This is a genomic window from Vreelandella sp. DA03-1M, assembly GCF_055725665.1.
On sequence record NZ_CM146798.1, the window covers coordinates 3,273,778 to 3,293,170 of the forward strand.

Genomic DNA, 19,393 nt, shown 5'->3' on the forward strand with positions numbered 1-19,393 from the left:
GCCTTTAAATGCCCGAGCCTTTAAATACCTTAGACATTAATGAAGTGCGCCCTTCACTTCCACCGAGCTCCCGTGCCAGCTAGCGTGCACTTCTATACGGATGGGCATTTGCTCTTTGAGCTCGCTGACATGGGAAATCACCCCAATCATGCGCCCGCCCATTTGCAGTTCGCTAAGCATGGCAATGGCTTGATCCAGAGCATCCTGATCGAGACTACCAAACCCTTCATCGATAAATAGCGTATCCAGTTGAATACCACCAGCGTAAGCCTGCACCACATCCGAAAGACCCAACGCTAACGACAGCGCTGCCATGAAAGATTCGCCGCCGGAAAGCGTCGCTACCGAACGGTTCTTGCCGGTGTAAGTGTCAGCCACATCCAGCTCGAGACCTGACGCTTTATTGCCCTTAGTGGGGTCCTCGCGGCGCACCAACTGATAACGCCCGCGGCTCATGCGTACCAGCCGTTCTGAAGCCTGAATCAAAACGTCATCCAGCAGCACGCCGAGCACGAAACGTTGCAGGCTGATTCTATGCCCGGTGCGGCCATTAGCGACTTCGCTTAGCGTGCCCCAAAGCTGATATTGGGACTCAAGCTTGGCCTGGGCCGTATGCGCAGTCGCCAGCTTTTGGCGAATACCTTTTAGCGTCGTTAAACGTCCATCAAGCTTTCGCCAAGCTTCCAGCTGGGTATGCTCTTCCGCTTGAGCGATCTCTGTCACCGTAGTGAGCGCGGTAATATCCGACGCTGTTTTGTCGGCAAGCTGGGTATGGTAATTCTGCAACGCCCCTTCGAGTTCGGCTAAGCGGCGCTGGTACGCCTCGATTTGATGCGTCAACGCTTGCCGCTGGGCATCATCCAGCTGCGCCGTCTGAAACGCCGTCTCATCGCTAAAGGGGCTAGCCTGCAGCGCGGCTTGCCACTCTGTTCGAGCCTGCTGTAACGACTGCTCGCTGCGTTCGATTCGTTCGTTCGCGCCGCGTAGCTGCTCATCTGCTCGCGCCAGTTGGGTTTGGCTGTTCGTCAGCGCCTGCTGAGCGCTTTCCCAGGCTTGTTCAATTTGGGTAACTTCGCGCTCGAGTTCCGTCAGTGTTTGGCGCATAGCGTCAGGATCACGAGCATCGTCAGGCAGCGACTGACTCAACTGATCACGCTGGCTTTCTAGCCTTAACGCGTCCTCTTTGGCTTTTTCAACCGCGGGCCGCTGGGCTTTAAGCTGTTTATCCAGCGCGCCCCACTCACGCCTTAACGCATCACGGGCGGTGATTTGTTGGCTAATCTCGCGCTCAACGCTTGTCTGCCGAGCGACCTGGCGATGCAACTCATCGCAGGTTTTTTGTAGCTCATTCAGCGGTTGGCTAGCCCACTCGCCTAATTGCTGATTGAGTCGCTGTACTTGCTCGCTGTGGTAGCTTATCTGCTGCGCTAGCTGTTGGTGATGGCGTTCAGCGCCCTGGAAAGATTGACGGGCCTGCGCCTGGGCGGCGCGAGCGTTTTCCACCTGCTCTTTGGTGACGATATCTGCGTTATTAACGGCCGGGGTCGGATGCGCCAGGCTGCCGCAGACAGGGCAAGGGGCATCGTCCTCAAGAGTGAGCGCTAGCAGCGCAGCCTGCCCTTGATGCCACCGCATCTCCTGCTCGGTAGCGAAGCGTTCCGCCTGCTCTGACTCACTGCGCCGCTGGTCTAGTGCTGCCGTTGCCTGCTGTTGTTGCGTGGTAAGCTCACGCCCCTGGCCGGTTAGCACATCCAGCTCTTTACGTTGGGTTAGCAGCGTTTCAAAGCGGTTTAGCTCGACAGGGGCGCTGGCCAGCTGCTGGCGTTCCGTCTGTAACCGTTCTAGATTAACGCCTGCCGCTTCTCCCTGTTGGCGTATGGTGTCCAGTTGCGCCTCATCGCGTTTGAGGGCACCGTCAGCTTGTTGCCAAGCGGCCTGCGCCGTTTGGAATCGCGCCTGTAGTTCGCTTAATTGCTGGCCTTTGTGAATAAACTCGCTCAACTGGCGATGACGCTCGCGCAGTTCAGGAAGCCCTGCCTGACGCTCGCGGGCCGCCTCAAATGCACGCTGCGCCTGCTCCGCGCTAGTGCGCTGGCTGCTCAGTGCGGCGTCTGCCTGCTGCTGTTCCGCGTGCGCGGTGCTTAGCGCCTGCTGCGCCTGGGTTAACGCCGTACGCTGGGGGCGCAACGCCTGAGCGTGCTCACTTTGAGTCAAATGGCCCTGGATGCCGACGATCTGGCTTTGCTGTTCAAGATGGCGCGTTTTTTCAGCCGCCAAGCTATCCCGCGCTTCAAACTGGCGCTGAAGTGCCTGGGCATCATCGCGCTGTTTTTCGGCTTTACGTCGCTGCAGTTGGGCGGTTTCGAAGTCCTTTCGCGCTTGCTCAACCTGGGGCGTCACCGCTGCAAGCTCTTGCTCTAAAGCAGCTTCACTCTCCAGCTCACCACCGTCGAGAATGCCGCTGATATGTTGGCGATGCTCTTTCACTTCCCGTTCAATTTGATTGGCCTGAAGGCGCAAACGCTCTTCAATACGCTGAAAGATTTGCGTTTGAAACAGCTGAGAAAAAATCTCCTCGCGCTTTTTGGAGTCAGCGATCAATAGTTCACGAAACTTACCTTGGGGCAGCACCATCACTTGGCGAAACTGGTTGGCATCCAGGCCTATCAAGGTTTGCAGTTCAGCGGTGGCATCGTTGACTTTGCGCGCCACCAAGCAGGTCTCTACCTCGCCATCCGCGTTTAAGCGCCATAGCTGCGCTTCCGCGTTATGGGTGGTGGTACCTTCACCGCGCGCCTTGGGGCGCTCCTGTTGGGGTACGCGGCGCACTCGGTAATCCGCTCCGCGCAAGCGAAAATCAAGCGTAACTTCCGTTAGCAGCGCGGCGTTCGCTTGGTCGCAGCGCATCTGAGAAGGTTCACGCTCGTTACCCGTCGTTTGGCCATAGAGCGCAAAACAGAGCGCATCCAGAATAGAGCTTTTGCCCGCGCCTGTTGGGCCATTAATCAGAAATAGCGGGCTTCTTCCTAACGCAGTGAAATCGATGTTTTCTGTGCCTGCAAAGGGGCCGAACGCCTGCATGGAAAGGGTTAACGGCGTCATTCTTGGGCCTCATCGCGCTGCAGCTGGTTAATCAACTCAGCCATGGTGCTAGCCTGCTTATCGCTCATTGCCTCACCGCTGGTCTGAGTGAAGAAGTCACTAAACATATCTAGGGCATCAAAGCGTAACCGCTCGCGGTCAAGTTGCTGAGTGCCTCGTGCTTCCAGCATGCCGGGCTTTTCCAGATGCAGCACATTGGGATATACCTCACGCAGCTTGCCCATGGGATCGAGAATGGCATGGCGGTCGGTCAACCGCACCAACAGGTAATCGTCGGCGTTGTTATCGGTTCTGCCTTGGGCGATCAACGCATCTAGCTCACCCTCTAATACGCGCACTTCACGGCTGGGTATAAGTGGGATCTGCTCAATTTTCGTGACACCGTTCCCATTTAACTCGACCAGCGTTACCCCTTTACGCTGGCTGGCTTCTGAAAAGCTGTATTTGAGCAGCGAGCCGCTGTAGCGAATATGCTCGCCACCGCGATACTGCGGGCCGTGCAGGTGACCAAGCGCCACGTAATCGAAGCCCTGCATAGGCGCCCAAGCCACGCTTTCGGCACCGCCTAACGTTAGCGGACGCTCGGAGTCGGAGGCGCTACCGCCATCGACAAAACAATGGCTCATTAGTAGGCAGGGGCGTGTTGCATGGCGGCGCTCGCTAATCTGCTCGACCAAATAGCGATGGGCAGCGTCAAAGTCGCGCGCCTCCACGTTAAACTGGCTGCGCACCTGTTCCGGGTCGGCGTAAGGAATGCCGAATATATCCACTTCGATGCCGTCAATGGTCAGCGTGACGGGCGTGGCGAACTCAGCTAAATCGGAGAGAATATGCAGCCCGGCTTGGCGCAGGTGGCGCGCGCCAAAGCGCAACCGCTCGGCGCCATCATGGTTGCCTGAAATCATGATGACCGGCAGCTTACGCACCTCGCATAGCGCATGTAGCACCTCGTCGAGCAGCGTTACCGCCGCCGAAGGCGGAACCGAGCGGTCATAGATATCGCCCGCAATCAGCACCGCATCGACGTTTTCCCGGTCGATTATCTCGATGAGCTGGTTAAGCACATGGCGCTGGTCTTCCAGCAACGAAAGGTTGTGAAATAGCCGACCCAGGTGCCAATCAGCGGTGTGGAGTAAACGCATAACAAGCTCAACAGCCAATAGTGTCGCGGCATCATAGCAACCTATTGGCGCTGCGTTTAGCGCTGGCGTTGAGCTTGTAAAAAATGCCGCTACGGCGTTCTGGGGAGCTGGCGTTTATGATCGGTGCGTTGATAGGTGTTGGTAATGGTGGTGTAGGCCTGTTCGCTAACCTGCTGACCGGTAAGAAAGGCATCGATTTCGGTGTAAGTGACGCCTAATGCCTCTTCATCAGCCAATTGAGGTTTAAGCGACTCTAAATCAGCAGTGGGCTGTTTCTCTACCAGTATAACGGGCGCGCCTAACGCAGCACCCACCTCTCTCACCTGCCCTTTGGTAAGTCCTGTCAGCGGCACTAGATCGCAGGCGCCATCACCATATTTGGTGAAAAAGCCCATTAATGCTTCTGCTGCTTGGTCGGTCCCCACCACTAAACCCGACTTGGCGCCAGCAACAGCGTACTGCGCCACCATTCGTTGACGCGCCTTAATATTGCCTAATACAAAGTCGCGTTGGACGGCATCTTGAAACGTTAATCCGCCCTCTTCCAAGGACGCTAGCAAGGCGTCACTGGCTGGCTTCACATTGATATCAAGCACTTCATCGGGGTTAATAAACGTTAGTGCCTGTTGAGCGTGATCTTCATCTTTCTGCTCTCCATAAGGCAGCCGGAGGGCATAAAAGCGTGCATCAACCCCTTTATCGCGGGCCTTTTCGACGGCCAGTTGGGCTAAACGACCAGCAACGGTGGAGTCCACCCCGCCGCTAATCCCCAACACAAGCGCGTGCTGTCCTGTCTCTATCATCTGGCTGCACAGAAAATCGACGCGCGCCTCAATTTCATACTGTGGCTCAATCGATGCCTTTACCTGTAAATCTGCCTGGATACGCTGCTGAGTTACGTGGTTAGTCATGTGGCTTCCTGCCTCCCGGTTACGGATTGAGATTTCAGCTTTAAGATTCATCAACGCGGGGCGCTTTACCTGCCAATACATCACCATGATGCTTTGGCACCCTTTCTAGCGCATAGTGCGCGGCGGCGAGCCGTACCTCATTACGATCACCTGAAAAGCGTTTCGTCTCCACTATTATGTATACCTCTTGGGCATGTCGAAACGCCCAGGCAAAGCAAACGGTTCCCACCGGTATATCATCATGGGGCTTCGGGCCTGCAATACCGGTGTTCGCTATGGCAACATTGGCATCGTTATTGTTTAAAGCGCCTAACGCCATTTCGCGTGAGGTGGCTTCGCTAGTCAGGCCATACGTATCAATGGTGTCAAAACTGACGGCTAAATAGCGATTTTTGGCCTTGGGCGAGTAAACAGCCAATCCACAATCGATCGATTGCCCGCTACCCGGTATGCCCGCTAGCTCTGAAACAATTAACCCCGCCGTGCACGATTCCGCCGTGGCCATTTTGAGTTCGTGCTTTTTCAGATACTCACTAATCTTTTCAAGCAGTTCCATTGCTTATCTCCTTATAACGCCATACCTCTGACTCCATTTACACCTTTGAGGCACTATAGTTAAGCACCGTTATTTGTCTAAAGCCTGACGCCATTATTAACATTCTTTATGTGTGTGAATTAACGGCAAAACAGTTATAAAAAAGCCCCGCCCGAAGGCGAGGCTATACTTTGCTAATGGGTTATATTAGCGCCGAAATGCATCGGGATAGTTGGTTAGATCCACGTTCCATAGTACCGGCAGCAAGAAATAAACCGCCGCGACGATGAGTAGCATGGCAATAATGTTGATCCAAAAACCGGTGCGCACCATCTCAATGATTTTGAGTTTGCCGGTGGCGAAGATTATCGCGTTTGGCGGCGTGCCCACCGGGAGCATAAAGGCACAATTGGCGGCCATGGCGGCGGGCACCATCAGTACAAAGGGATGGATATCCAGCGCAAGGGCCAACGACGCTAGCACCGGCAGAATCATGGTGGCCGTGGCAGTATTCGAGGTGATTTCGGTCAAGAACAGTACCATGCCGGTCGCCAGCAGGATCACCAGCAAGAAGTTAGCGCCTTCCAGCACGCTCATTTGCCCGCCAATCCACTCGGCCAGACCGGAAGAGCCAAACCCTGCGGCAATCGCCAACCCACCGCCGAACAGCAGCAAAATGCCCCAGGGTACGTCTTTGGCAACGTCCCAACTCAACAGGCAGCCGCCCTTATTTTTGGAAGGGATCAAAAACAGCAGCAGGGCCGCGACCACCGCGATCATGGTGTCATTGATGCCAGGGATATTGATGATCTGCCCCTGCCACAAGAACGAGCGGGTGATCCACATAAAGGCAGCGAACAAAAACACCGCCAGCACCGCCTTCTCTTCGAAACTGGTGTTACCCAGCGCCGCTTTTTCTTTGTTAATCAGCTCTCGTCCGCCCGGCAGGTGACTAAACTCGATGCGGAAAAACACCCGCGTTAGTAGTAGCCAGGCGCTGAACAGCAGCACCATTACGACGGGAAAAGCAAACATGAGCCAACCGGCAAAGGAGATCTCGATGCCAAACAGCTCATTCACAATGGCGGCGAGGATGATATTCGGTGGGGTACCGATTAGCGTGCCCAGCCCCCCAATGGTACCGCCATAACCGATACCAAAAATCAGCGCTTTGCTGAACTTATCGATTTCGGCACTGTGGTCGCCGTCACTTTTCGCCAGTTCTTGGCTCACCTGGTAGACGATAGCGGTACCAATCGGCAGCATCATCATGACCGACGCTGTGTTGGAGACCCACATGGACAAAAAGCCCGTCGCGGCCATAAAACCAAAGACGATGCTATTAATACTGGTGCCCAGCACGGCAATAATTGACAGCGCGATACGCTTGTGGAGATCCCATCTTTCCATTGCCAGCGCGATCAAAAAGCCGCCCAGGAACAGGAAAATAATTGGATTGCCGTAAGCGGCGGTCACCGTATTGCCATCTAGCGCGCCGGTAACCGGCAATAGCACAATGGGCAGCAACGAGGTCGCGGGAATAGGAATGGCTTCAGTGATCCACCATACGGCCACCCATAGAGTGGTGGCGAGCACCATGCGCCCTTCAAAGCTTAAATCTTCAGGGTGAAAAAACATCACCACAAAAGCGAACAGCAGCGGGCCAAGCAACAGACCAATCTTCTGCGGAGTGGTGTAAGCGGGTGGCTTAGGTTGAGGGGAAGGATCACGCTTGGAACTCGAAGTCGCGGCGTTGGCGGCTCCGCCCGTTGGGAGCGCGCACATCAATAAGTTTTTAGCTTGGTAGTGGGAATGCCATAGCTGATCCCACACCGTCATTAGGGCAGTTTTATGCATACAATTGGCGCCACTTACGGTCAGAGTGAAAAGAACAAATCGAGGATCAACATTCCGATATATATGCCGCACGAAGGGCGATACGGAACCTCCTTTGGCGCCCTTTATTAACTGCAATAGGCAATTAGTCCAGTTATTTACCCATAATTACAACCAAAGTCTAACAACTTTAGTTTAACTATTAGCAGAGGCTAATAGTGACATAAGCATATGCACTACGTACGTTGTCGCTATTATTAACCTAATTTCCCCCTATCTATTGAGGAGAACCACGTGCTTGATCGCTGGACAATGCCGCTTATCCAACGCCCTTTAAGACGCATCGCACAGACGTTACTGAATAAGCACATCACCCCCGACCAAGTGACACTTAGCGCTTTTGCGTTGGGTATAACGGCCCTGCCTCTGCTGGCATGGGAGCAGTACGGGCTCGCGCTGTTGGTGATTGTGCTTAACCGCCTGGGCGACGGTATTGATGGCGCCCTGGCACGCTTAGCGGGTCGCGCAAGCGACGCAGGCGGGTTTCTGGATATTGGGCTCGATTTTGTTTTCTATGCCGCAGTGGTGCTGGGTTTTGCATTGGCAAATCCCGGCCAGAACGCCCTCGCTGCGGCATTGCTACTGTTTGCGTTTATCGGCACCGGCACCTCGTTTCTCGCCTTTGCGATTGCTGCCAAACATCAGTCAATAGAGCGCCCCCACTTCCCCAATAAAGCGTTCTACTATTTAGAAGGGCTGACCGAAGGCACCGAAACCGTCATGGCCCTGGTAATTTTTTGCCTGTTCCCGGAGCACTTTTCAATACTGGCGATACTCTTCTCGATTGCCTGCCTCACCACCACGGCAACAAGATTATGGGGAGGGTACTGGACACTGCGTCGGCATGAGTCCGCTAACATTGCGGATGCTGACGGATAGAGTGACACGCTCTCTCAAGAACGATGGCATATTAGTGTTCTAAATAGAGCACTGCTAGAACAGCGTAGCGGTGAGTGTTACGCCTTAGTCAAACGGGGAAGTCTCCGTTTAATGCCTTACCAAGCCCAGCAGTTAAATCATGGTGTTTAACGCTAACTAAAAGCGCTTAAATTCGCCCCGTAGGCAAATAAAACACGCAATGTGCGCTAGCGCACAGACGCCAACCCCCGGCACGACCATTGTTCTGGTAAGGAAGCATCGTTTGTGCGGCCATAAAAGCGCACTTTCACCAGGATGGAATCTGTGAACCAATTTCTCCGTTTTGTGCGTTCGCACCATGCGTTTGTTGCGCCGTGGGATTCTACTACTCCCGTTAGAGAAGAACTCTTTAGCGCAGAGCGACTTGAACAACATGCTGGCAGTTTGGCGCTTGCTCAAGAGGTGACCACCTCGCCGCCCAAGGTGGTGTCATTAACTCGTCGTCTAAACGATAATGCTAAAACGCTGCTAAGCGTTTACCGCGCCAGCGCCAGCGCACTGACCGCAGGTCGCGATATCGTCCCAGCTGCCGCTTGGCTGCTCGATAACTACCACTTGATTGAAGCCCAAATTCGTGAGATTCGCAGCGACCTCCCCCCTGGCTATTACCGCCAGTTACCCAAATTAGCCAAGGGTCCTTTTGCTGGCTACCCAAGGGTATTGGGGATTACCTGGGCATTTGTGGCGCATACCGACAGCCATGTCGACCTGGATAACCTGCAAACCTTTATCAGGGCTTATCAACGCGTTCAGCCACTCACTATTGGTGAGCTTTGGGCCGTTGCTATTACCCTGCGCATTGTATTGATTGAGAACCTTCGGCGCCTTGCTGACCAAATTATCAGTGAGCAGACGGCAAGGGACGAAGCGGATGCTTTGGCCGCTAAATGGCTAAAACCCGCCGATCAGCAATCAGCGCTAGAGCGCCATACCTTTAGTGTCGAGACCCACACGCTAAACTTTCACCAAGGGCCACTGGCTGAGCCCTTCACCGCCCAATTGGCAAAGCGTTTACGTGGCTTAGACCCACGTAGCAGCCCACTGGTCGGCTGGCTTGATGAACAGCTCAGCCATCAGGGTGAAACCATTGAAGAGATGGTTCAACACGCCCAGCAGCGCCAAGGCGCCGCCAATGTGACGGTTCGCAATATCATTACCAGCATGCGTTTTGTCTCCAGCATCGACTGGGCTGAGCTGTTTGAAGGCGTCAGTTTGGTGGACGAGCGCTTGAATCAGCATAGCCATTTTGAGCAGTTGGATTTCCCCACCCGCAATCAATACCGCAGTGCGGTAGAACAGCTCGCCCGGGGGGCCAAGCGCGCCGAGCTTGAGGTGGTGGACACTGCGCTTTCGCTATCGCGTCAAGCAGCCGCCACCACTAGCGATACTCTTGAAGCGGCCCGTATGGGCGACCCCGGCTACTTTCTAATCGGCTCAGGCCGCACCACCCTTGAACAAACGCTGGGATTTACGCCTACTCTTCGTCAGCGACTGCGCCGAACCCTTATTCACCACGGCATTCGCAGCTATATCGTAATGATGGCGGTAGTGACGCTTAGCTTGATGACGTTGGCGGCCGTGCTACTGCTTTCATTGCCGCTTGAAATAGGTGAAACGCCGTTACCTTGGCTAATGTTGCTGGGCATATTGGGCTTTCTACCGATTATTGATGTGGCCACGCTGATCGTTAACCGTCTGATCATCTATTGCATCGATGCCCAGCCGCTGCCCAGTATTGATCTCGCTAAAGGGATTCCAAACCATCTACGCACCCTGATTGCCGTTCCTACGCTGCTGACCAGTGAAGATGACTTACAGGAGCAGATCGAACGACTTGAAGTGCACCACTTATCGAGTGGCGAAGGGGCCCTTTCCTATGTCCTTCTCCTTGACGGCGTTGATGCTCCCCAAGCGGAATTACCCCATGAGGCAGCGCTTCTCTCGGCCGCTCACGCCGCCATTGAGCAGTTAAACGAGCGTTACTCAATATCCGCCCCAGGCGGTCAAAACGCTCAGGACAACGATCAACGCTTTTTTCTGCTGCATCGTCGACGGCTATTTAACCCCAATGAAAACACCTGGATGGGCTGGGAGCGTAAGCGTGGCAAGCTGCATGAGCTAAATCGACTGCTACGCGGGGCGCTGGATACCACCTTTATCGACCCACCACCGCTGCCTGCGGATGTTTGCTATGTCATTACCCTGGATGCTGACACACGCCTTCCCAGAGGCGCAGCTAGCCAGCTGGTCGGCAAGATGGCGCACCCGCTGAACCAGCCGCTGATGGATGAACAGCAATGTCGCGTGGTCCAGGGTTACGCCATTTTGCAGCCTCGCGTCACGCCGTCGTTGCCCGCCGGTGGGGAAGGCTCAATATATCAGCGGGTATTCTCTGCACCTGGGGGGCTGGACCCATACGCCGCCGCTATTTCAGACCTCTATCAGGATTTGATTGGCGAAGGCTCCTTCGCGGGTAAAGGTATCTACGCCGTGGATGCATTTGAAGCATCGTTGGCAAACCGAGTCCCTGAAAACAGCTTGCTCAGTCACGACTTATTTGAAGGGGTGTTTGCCCGTGCGGGGCTCGCCTCCGATATCGAAGTGATTGAGGATTTTCCCGCCCGCTATGACGTGGCCGCTAAGCGTCAGCACCGCTGGACCCGCGGCGACTGGCAGTTGCTGCCCTGGCTACTGGCGCCCGCGCTGCCACTAACGGGGCGCATGAAAATGCTCGGCAACTTACGCCGTTCAGTATTGCCGCCCTTAGTACTCGCAAGCCTTGCGGTCAGTTGGCAGTTCCCGCTCAGTATGGCCATCGCCAGTACGCTGTTGCTCTTAGCCGTGGTGGGAGCGCCGGTTCTGCTATCGCTGGCCACCTCGCTTATCCCCTTCCGGGCCACAACAAAACTGCGCCACCACTATCACCTCTGGTTTGATGAGCTGAAGCTAGGTAGCGTGCAAATTCTGCTGATGGTCATCTTTTTACCCGACCAAGCGTGGCGCATGCTGGACGCCATTGCGCGAACCTTGGTTCGAGTGTTGATTACCCACCGTCGACTGCTTGAGTGGACGTCTGCCGCTCAGTCGATGAAAAGCCCTGCCCTGACCGTATTAGGGTTCTACCAGCGGATGGCTCCCGGCACTGCGTTGGGTCTAGCGGTGACGCTCGGTACGCTTTGGACAACCAGTAGCGCTTGGCCCATTGCGCTACCGATGGCGCTACTTTGGTTGGCCGCACCAGCCGTGGCGTCATGGTTAAGCAGCAGCAAAAGCGCTGTTGTCCAGCCGACTATTTCGGTGGACGAGGCACGCGAGCTACGGCTGATTGCCCGGAGAACCTGGCGCTATTTCGAAACATTCGTGACCGCCACCGACAACCGCTTGCCGCCCGATAATTTTCAGGAAGACCCTCAACCTGTGCTTGCCCAGCGCACCTCGCCGACCAACATGGGGCTTTACCTGCTTTCGACCTTGGCTGCGCGTGATTTTGGCTGGATAGGCACTCAAGCCGCCCTGGAACGCCTTGAAGCTACCCTTGAGGTCATGCAAGGGCTGCCACGCTACCGAGGGCACTTCTATAATTGGTACGCCACCCAAGATTTACGTCCGCTCGACCCCCGCTATGTCTCCACGGTGGATAGCGGCAATCTGGCAGGGCACCTTATCGTTATCGCCAATGCCTGCGACAGCTGGCAGGCGGAACGCTGTTTAACGGATCTCCGTGTCGGTATTGCCGACACGCTGAACCTTGCGCGTCAGGCACTCCAACACGCTTCAACACTGTCAGAGAAGTTAACGGTTCAGCTGGCCTTGCAGTTTAAAGCCATCGACGCGCAGTTAAATGGGGCATCGATGTCCTCGGAATGCCTGACTGATATCGCTGAGCTCACCCATAAAGCCCTGAGCCTGGTCCGCGCAGCGCTGAATGAAAAGGCCGACACGTGCAGCGAAGATGTCCTGTTTTGGGTCGAAGCATTGCACTCTTCAGTGGCCCAGCACCGCGATGACCGTGATAGCCAGGCAAACGTAAGCGAGATTGAGTTATCACTGCGTTTACAACAAATCGCAGCGGCAGCGCGACGCATGGCGATGAACATGGATTTCGCTTTTCTCCTCAACAGCGAACGCCAACTGCTGTCGATTGGTTACTCGCTGGATGACAACTGTCTGGATACCAGTTGCTACGACCTGCTGGCATCGGAGGCACGGCTTGCCAGCCTGTTCGCCATTGCCAAAGGAGACATTCCCACCCGTCACTGGTTTAGGTTGGGCCGGGCGGCCACACCGCTTTCGTTTGGATCGGCCCTGATTTCCTGGTCGGGATCAATGTTTGAGTACCTCATGCCGTCCCTAGTGATGCGCGCTCCGGGCGGAAGCCTGCTTGAACAAACCAACCGGCTCGTCGTGAAGCGTCAAGAAAGCTATGCCACCCAGCTCTCTGCGCCGTGGGGCATCTCCGAATCTGCCTATAACGCCCGTGATATGGAGTTCACCTATCAGTACTCCAATTTTGGCGTGCCTGGCTTAGGACTCAAGCGGGGACTCTCTGCGGATCTGGTGATTGCTCCTTACGCCACCGGTCTAGCCACGATGGTCGACCCCAACGGCGCCTGCCGAAACTTTAAACGCTTAGCGGAAATGGGCGCGCTAGGCCGCTACGGCTTTTATGAAGCGCTCGACTTTACCCGCGCGCGCCTGCCTGCGGGGGAAAGCGTGGTCATAGTACGCAGCTTTATGGCCCACCATCAGGGCATGACGATCGTCGCTATCGCGAATACCCTGCACCATGGTCAAATGCGCGCGCGCTTTCACCGTGAGCCGATGATTCAAGCCAGTGAGCTACTGCTGCAAGAGCGCGTGCCTCGCAATGTGGCGATTGTTCATCCCCGCGCGGAAGAGGTGAAGTCAAACGCCAGCCAGATTATTAACGAGGCACAAACCATTCGCCGTGCATCGACGGTAGCCAGTGGCCCGCCCGTGACTCACTTGCTCTCTAACGGCTGTTATTCCGTGATGTTAACGGCCACCGGCGGTGGCTACAGTCGGTGGCGTAATATTGCGATTAGCCGCTGGCAGCCCGACGCCACCCGTGACCATCTGGGTAGCTTTATTTTTCTACGCGACACCCAGCTTCCCGGCGTATGGACGGCAACCGGCCAGACCGTCGGACATTCGCCCGACGCTCCCGATGACCACAATCATGTGATATTTGCTGAAGATTACGCTCGCTATACGCATCGCCACGACGATATCACCAGTCACATGGAGGTATTGGTGTCAGGCGAAGATGACTGTGAAGTGCGCCACCTCTCGCTCACCAATAGCAGCCGCCATCCCCGTGATATCGATATTACCTCCTACTCTGAATTAGTGTTGACCACACCCAGTGCCGACAATGCGCACCCTGCCTTCGCCAAAATGTTCGTGGTAACCGAGTATTTAGAAGCGTTCAATGCGCTGATTGCGACAAGGCGACGGCGCTCGCCTGACGAAGACCAGGCTTGGGTGGCCCACTTTGCCGTAGTAGAAGGCGAAACCGTGGGTGAGCTGCAATACGAGACTGACCGAGCTCGGTTCTTGGGCCGCGGAAAACTTACGCTAAACGCTGTAGCGCTGAACAAAGATCAACGCTTGTCGGGCAGCGTTGGTAGCGTGCTTGATCCCGTGTTTGCATTGCGCTACCGACTGCGGGTCGCCCCCGGCAAGACCACCCGCATCGCTTTCTGGACGGTAGTGGCCTCAACCCGCGAAGCATTGATGGATCTAATTGATAAGCACCATGACCGTAGCGCCTTTGAACGTGCCAAAACACTTGCCTGGACACAGGCGCAGGTTCAGCTTCGCCACTTGGGTATTCAGCCTGAAGAGGCGGCCGATTTTCAGCGCCTAGCCGCGCCCATCCTCTATCCAGACCCACGCTTCAGAGCGCCAGCCGATGCCATCGAGCGCGGCGCAGGGCCGCAGTCAAGGCTATGGCAACACGGCATCTCCGGTGATCTACCGATTATTTTGATGCGTATCGACACCCTCGATGACATTGCCCAGGTACGCCAACTATTGCGCGCCCATGAGTACTGGCGGATGAAACGGCTAGCCGTCGATGTGGTGATTATTAATGAGCGAGGCGCCTCTTATGTTCAAGATCTGCAGCAAGCGATTGAAACGGCCATTCTCAGCAGCCAAACCCAACCGCGGTTCAAAAAGGATTACGCTCAGGGTGCGGTGATTTCGCTGCGCGCCGATTTATTGAGCATGGAGATGCGAACACAGCTGCAGTCGATTGCCTGCGTTGCGTTTATGGCGCATCGCGGCAACCTCGCCAATCAATTAGCCTTAACACTACCCGAACAGCGCGCTTTGCCATCACACTCTTCCACCAAACGCCATCTGCCCAAGCACACTCCCACTAAACCCAGTGAGACTGCCCTGCCCCCCCTTTCAGCGCTTGAGTTTTTCAATGGGCTGGGGGGCTTTACTGAGCAAGGCCGCGAGTATGTGACCGTACTTGAAGCAGGCAACGCTACGCCTGCACCGTGGATCAACGTGATTGCCAACCCGGGCTTCGGCTTTCAAGTGTCGGCGGAGGGCGCGGGCTATGTATGGGCAGATAACAGCCGTGAAAACCAGCTAACACCATGGTCTAACGACCCCGTGGCAGACCCCAGCGGCGATGTGATTTATGTTCGTGATGAGGAGTCGCTGGCGCTCTTCACCGCTACCGCACACCCCCTGCGTGATCATGGTCGCTATATCGCCCGGCACGGCTTCGGCTACAGCCAGTTTGAGCATCAGTCAGATGGTATCGGCCTTGAGCTACTGCACTTTGTGCCGTTAGATGCCCCGCTTAGAGTATCGCGGCTACGCCTTAGCAATCACTCAGGGCGTCCCCGCAAGCTTTCCGTGACGGCCTATGCCGAATGGGTATTGGGCACTTCGCGCAGTGGATCAGCGCCATTCCTTATCTCACGCCCCGACGCTGAAAGTGGCGCGCTAATGGTAGAAAACCCTTGGAATATCGCCTTCCCTGGCCGGGTGGCGTTTCTGGATATCGGTGCTCAACCCACCCATTGGACAGCCGATCGGTGCGAATTCATCGGCCACGGGGGTAGCTTGGCTGCGCCCTTGGGGCTACGCAGCAATACGCCCCTTTCCGCTGCTCACGGTGCGGGATTGGATCCCTGTGCCGCACTACAGCGCAGCGTAACACTCGCAGCAGGTGAAAGCGTTGAGATAATCGTCCTACTGGGTCAGGCAAGCTCAATGGCCGAAGCCCAGACGCTTATTGACCGCTATAGAGAAGCCGATATTGACGCTGAACTGGCCACAATAAACGCGCACTGGCAAACGCAGCTCAATGCCGTGCAGGTGACTACGCCCGACCGCGCCATGGATATCATGCTTAACGGCTGGCTGCTTTACCAAACCATTGCCTGCCGGATCACGGCGCGCTCAGGGTTCTACCAGGCCAGCGGCGCCTATGGTTTCCGCGACCAGTTGCAAGACGGCATGGCATTGACGTTCACCAGCCCAGAAACCACCCGCCAACATTTGCTACGTGCAGCTTCTCGCCAGTTTGTCGAAGGGGACGTCCAGCACTGGTGGCTGCCCCACTCCGGTCAAGGGGTGCGTACACGCATATCCGATGATCGGGTGTGGCTTGCCTATGCCTGCGCTCGTTATATAGCCACCTCCCAAGATGTGGCGGTGCTGGACGAGCCCGTCAGCTTCCTTGAAGGTGCGTTATTGGCGCCTGATGAGCACGACTGCTTTTTTCAGCCCATGATAGCCGGGGAAACGGCATCACTCTTTGAGCACTGCGCCCGAGGCTTGGATCAAAGCTTGACGCTGACCGGCGAGCACGGCTTGCCATTGATCGGTGGCGGCGATTGGAACGACGGTATGAACCGCGTTGGCGAGGCGGGCAAAGGTGAGAGTGTCTGGCTCGGTTGGCTGCTGGTGCATACGCTGGAGCAATTTTTACCCTTTGCCGAGCAGCGTGAACAACCGTTATCGAGCGCCTCCCCTTTGCCTTCAACTGAGCAGGCAACAACACGCACCGAGCGGTGGCGTGCCCATGCGATCGCGCTTCGTAGTGCGCTGGAAAGCAGTGGATGGGATGGCCAGTGGTATCGGCGAGCCACCTACGATGACGGTCATTGGCTGGGCAGTAAAGAGAGCGAGGCGTGCCGAATAGACTCGATTGCTCAGTCATGGGCGGTGCTTTCAGGCGCAGCAGAACCCCACCGGGCAGCGCTTGCCATGCGTTCGCTAGAGCGCGAACTCATCCTGCACGATGAGCAACTTGCGCTACTGTTCTGGCCTCCCTTTGACCAACCCCAGCGCGACCCCGGTTATATCGGCGGCTATCCACCGGGTATGCGCGAAAACGGCGGGCAATATAGCCATGCTGCCATGTGGGCGATACTGGCATTTGCCAAGTTAGGCGAAGGCGGTAAGGCGCACGCGCTTTTCTCGCTGCTGAACCCCATCAATCATGCCCGCACGGCGGAAGAAGTGGCTCGCTATCATGTCGAGCCTTATGTGGTCGCCGCTGATGTTTACTCCGTTGCACCGCATACCGGGCGTGGCGGTTGGACTTGGTATACGGGCTCGGCAGGTTGGATGTACCGCGCGGGGATTGAAGGCATCTTGGGAATCCGCCGGGAAGGGAACTGGCTGGTGATCACACCCTGCCTGCCTAGCGAGTGGCCAGACTTCAGTGCGACGCTTACCGTTGCCGCTACGCATTACGCGGTTAACGTTGTTGCAACAGAGAAAGCCCCCAGCGCGCAGCTTGATGGCAGCCTACTCGCACTCCAGCAAGGGGAAGTCCGCATCGCATTGGACGGTAAAAACCATCAGTTGAAGATTAATATTCAACGTTAATTTGATAAGGGTAAACAATTATTAGTCACTAATTTTTGGGGGTTTACTTCTCACTGAAAGCTATATTATGCTCACCTTCGTACAAGGCACGTACAATACATAGTGAAGTGGTTAATAGATTAATCACTATTTTAGAATTGCTTTCACACGGAGCCGTGATATGCACAGCGAATCGCTAACTGACCTTTCCAAGGCAGGCCTTCAAATCGCCATTCAAGACATCAAGGATGAACTCTTCGACACTCCCGAGTGCGACTACGCCATTGCCCAACTGCTTAGCCAGTGGGGCCAGGCTGAAAAAGCCGAACAACTGCTGGATGAGATGCTGCTCAAGTGGGGCACTTCCCCTGAAGTGCTGGCGTTAACGCAGCCTGGTCATACAGAAATGAAAGCTGAAATGAAGGCAGATATGACGTCAGAGATAACCGGGAGTGAACTGCTCGCGGAGAATGACGAACCAATGCGCAAAGCACCAAAAGCAGCACCGGCACAACGTCAGGTTGTTGCTGCCTGACCCGCTAATTTAGCTTGTATCAATGCCTCTGGCCGCGTTCTCGGCAGGGGCATTTTTGATGGACGCCCCCTGGCGTTGATCAACAGTCCCTACCTATAACCTTCGCGCCTTCTACACAGCCGCCCGCAGCATGGAAGCAACTGATAGAATACCGCCCCTTTCAGGTGCGTTAGTGGCCAATCGCCGTAATGCCCTTCTTTTCACTACCTGAGAGTTGCGCAATGTTTGCCACCGCCCACACAGTTTTCCAGCCGTTCTTAAGGCTGGGCCTTATCCCACAGATTTTAATCGGTATCGTTGTCGGGGTATTGCTCGCCCTGTTTGCACCAGGCGTTGCCAGCGATGTGTCCTTACTGGGCCAGCTATTTATTGCCGCCTTACAGGCAGTGGCCCCTATTTTGGTGTTTGTGTTGGTGGCGGCAGCCATCTCTGCTCATCAAAAAGGTCAACCTACCCACATGCGCCCTGTGCTGGTGCTGTATGTGGTGGGCACGCTGATCGCCGCATTCATTGCGGTGGCAGCCAGTTTTCTTTTTCCTACCGAGCTTGCCTTGAATGCAGGTCAAGTGGATGGCACCCCACCTGGGGATATTTTTAGCGTCCTGCGCGATCTGCTGTTGAACGCCGTGGCCAACCCCGTTAGTGCACTGATGGAGGCTAACTTTATCGCTATTTTGGCCTGGGCCATCGGCCTAGGTTTAACGCTGCGCCAAGCCAGTGACACCACCCGCCAGGCACTAAGCGATTTATCCGCAGCAATTACCCGCATCGTTACCCTGGTCATTCGTTTAGCACCGCTGGGCATCCTGGGTTTGGTGGCAGGCACGCTGGCAGAATCTGGCGTTGAAGCGCTGCTCAACTACGCACAGCTGTTAGCTGTGATCGTCGGCTGCATGCTGTTTGTCGCGCTGGTGAGCAATCCGCTACTGGTGTACGTCACCACCCGTAAAAACCCTTATCCACTGGTCTTTACGTGCCTGCGGGGCAGCGCGATTACCGCCTTTTTCACCCGCAGTTCAGCAGCGAATATTCCGGTCAATCTAGAACTTTGCCGCCGCCTGAAACTCGACCCTGACACCTACTCTATTTCGATTCCGTTAGGCGCGACGATCAACATGTGCGGTGCGGCTATCACGATTACGGTTATCACTCTGGCCACGACGCACACGCTGGGCATTAATGTTGATTTCGCCACGGCGCTGCTGCTGTGCGTGGTGTCAGCGCTGGCGGCCTGCGGCGTTTCAGGCGTAGCAGGCGGATCACTGATGCTGATTCCCATGGCCGCCAGCCTGTTTGGCATTCCCACCGAAGTGGCCATGCAGGCAGTGGCGATTGGCTTTGTGATTAGCGTGGTGCAGGACTCAACCGAAACCGCACTCAACTCCTCTACGGATGTACTCTTCACCGCCGCCGCCTGCCAGTCACAAGAGGCGAAGCGTTCATAAACGCTCACTAGCGGGAGTGGCTTTTTATAATAGCCACTCCCTGG

General features: G+C 55.6%; 9 protein-coding genes. 4 read left to right on the plus strand and 5 right to left on the minus strand.

Annotated features, from left to right (window positions below; all coding sequences use genetic code 11):
• Nucleotides 1-36: 36 nt before the first annotated feature.
• From ACXUPB_RS15415 to ACXUPB_RS15435, 5 genes are all read right to left on the minus strand, one after another.
• Nucleotides 37-3,102, minus strand: coding sequence for an AAA family ATPase (locus ACXUPB_RS15415; RefSeq protein WP_472953284.1), 3,066 nt, complete (start codon nucleotides 3,100-3,102; stop codon nucleotides 37-39).
• Complete coding sequence (locus tag ACXUPB_RS15420) at nucleotides 3,099-4,244, minus strand: exonuclease SbcCD subunit D (protein ID WP_472953287.1); 1,146 nt, start codon at nucleotides 4,242-4,244, stop codon at nucleotides 3,099-3,101. Before ACXUPB_RS15420 ends, ACXUPB_RS15415 begins: the two co-directional genes overlap by 4 nt.
• Nucleotides 4,245-4,333: 89 nt before the next feature.
• Entirely contained in the window at nucleotides 4,334-5,155 is an 822-nt protein-coding gene (gene nadE, locus ACXUPB_RS15425) for an ammonia-dependent NAD(+) synthetase (protein ID WP_472953289.1), read from the minus strand.
• Nucleotides 5,156-5,195: 40 nt separating this feature from the next.
• A complete protein-coding gene (locus ACXUPB_RS15430) occupies nucleotides 5,196-5,711 on the minus strand; it encodes a CinA family protein (protein ID WP_339935583.1) in 516 nt (171 codons plus the stop codon).
• A gap of 186 nt (nucleotides 5,712-5,897) precedes the next feature.
• A complete protein-coding gene (locus tag ACXUPB_RS15435; RefSeq protein ID WP_472953292.1) occupies nucleotides 5,898-7,547 on the minus strand; it encodes a DASS family sodium-coupled anion symporter in 1,650 nt (549 codons plus the stop codon).
• 273 nt (nucleotides 7,548-7,820) lie between these two features.
• Here ACXUPB_RS15435 and ACXUPB_RS15440 point away from each other — a divergent pair, with 273 nt between their 5' ends.
• The 4 genes from ACXUPB_RS15440 to sstT all read left to right on the plus strand — a co-directional run bounded on the left by ACXUPB_RS15440 (nucleotide 7,821) and on the right by sstT (nucleotide 19,349).
• Nucleotides 7,821-8,465 (plus strand): CDP-alcohol phosphatidyltransferase family protein, encoded by a 645-nt coding sequence (locus ACXUPB_RS15440; protein ID WP_472953294.1) that lies wholly within the window; start codon nucleotides 7,821-7,823, stop codon nucleotides 8,463-8,465.
• A gap of 294 nt (nucleotides 8,466-8,759) precedes the next feature.
• Entirely contained in the window at nucleotides 8,760-17,390 is an 8,631-nt protein-coding gene (locus tag ACXUPB_RS15445; RefSeq protein WP_472953297.1) for a glycoside hydrolase family 94 protein, read from the plus strand.
• Nucleotides 17,391-17,550: 160 nt separating this feature from the next.
• The gene (locus tag ACXUPB_RS15450; RefSeq protein ID WP_179916426.1) at nucleotides 17,551-17,904 is read left to right on the plus strand and encodes a hypothetical protein; all 354 of its coding nucleotides are present in this window, start codon (nucleotides 17,551-17,553) and stop codon (nucleotides 17,902-17,904) included.
• Nucleotides 17,905-18,125: 221 nt separating this feature from the next.
• Nucleotides 18,126-19,349, plus strand: a complete 1,224-nt coding sequence (sstT, locus tag ACXUPB_RS15455) for a serine/threonine transporter SstT (protein WP_179916425.1) — start codon at nucleotides 18,126-18,128, stop codon at nucleotides 19,347-19,349.
• Nucleotides 19,350-19,393 lie beyond the last annotated feature (44 nt).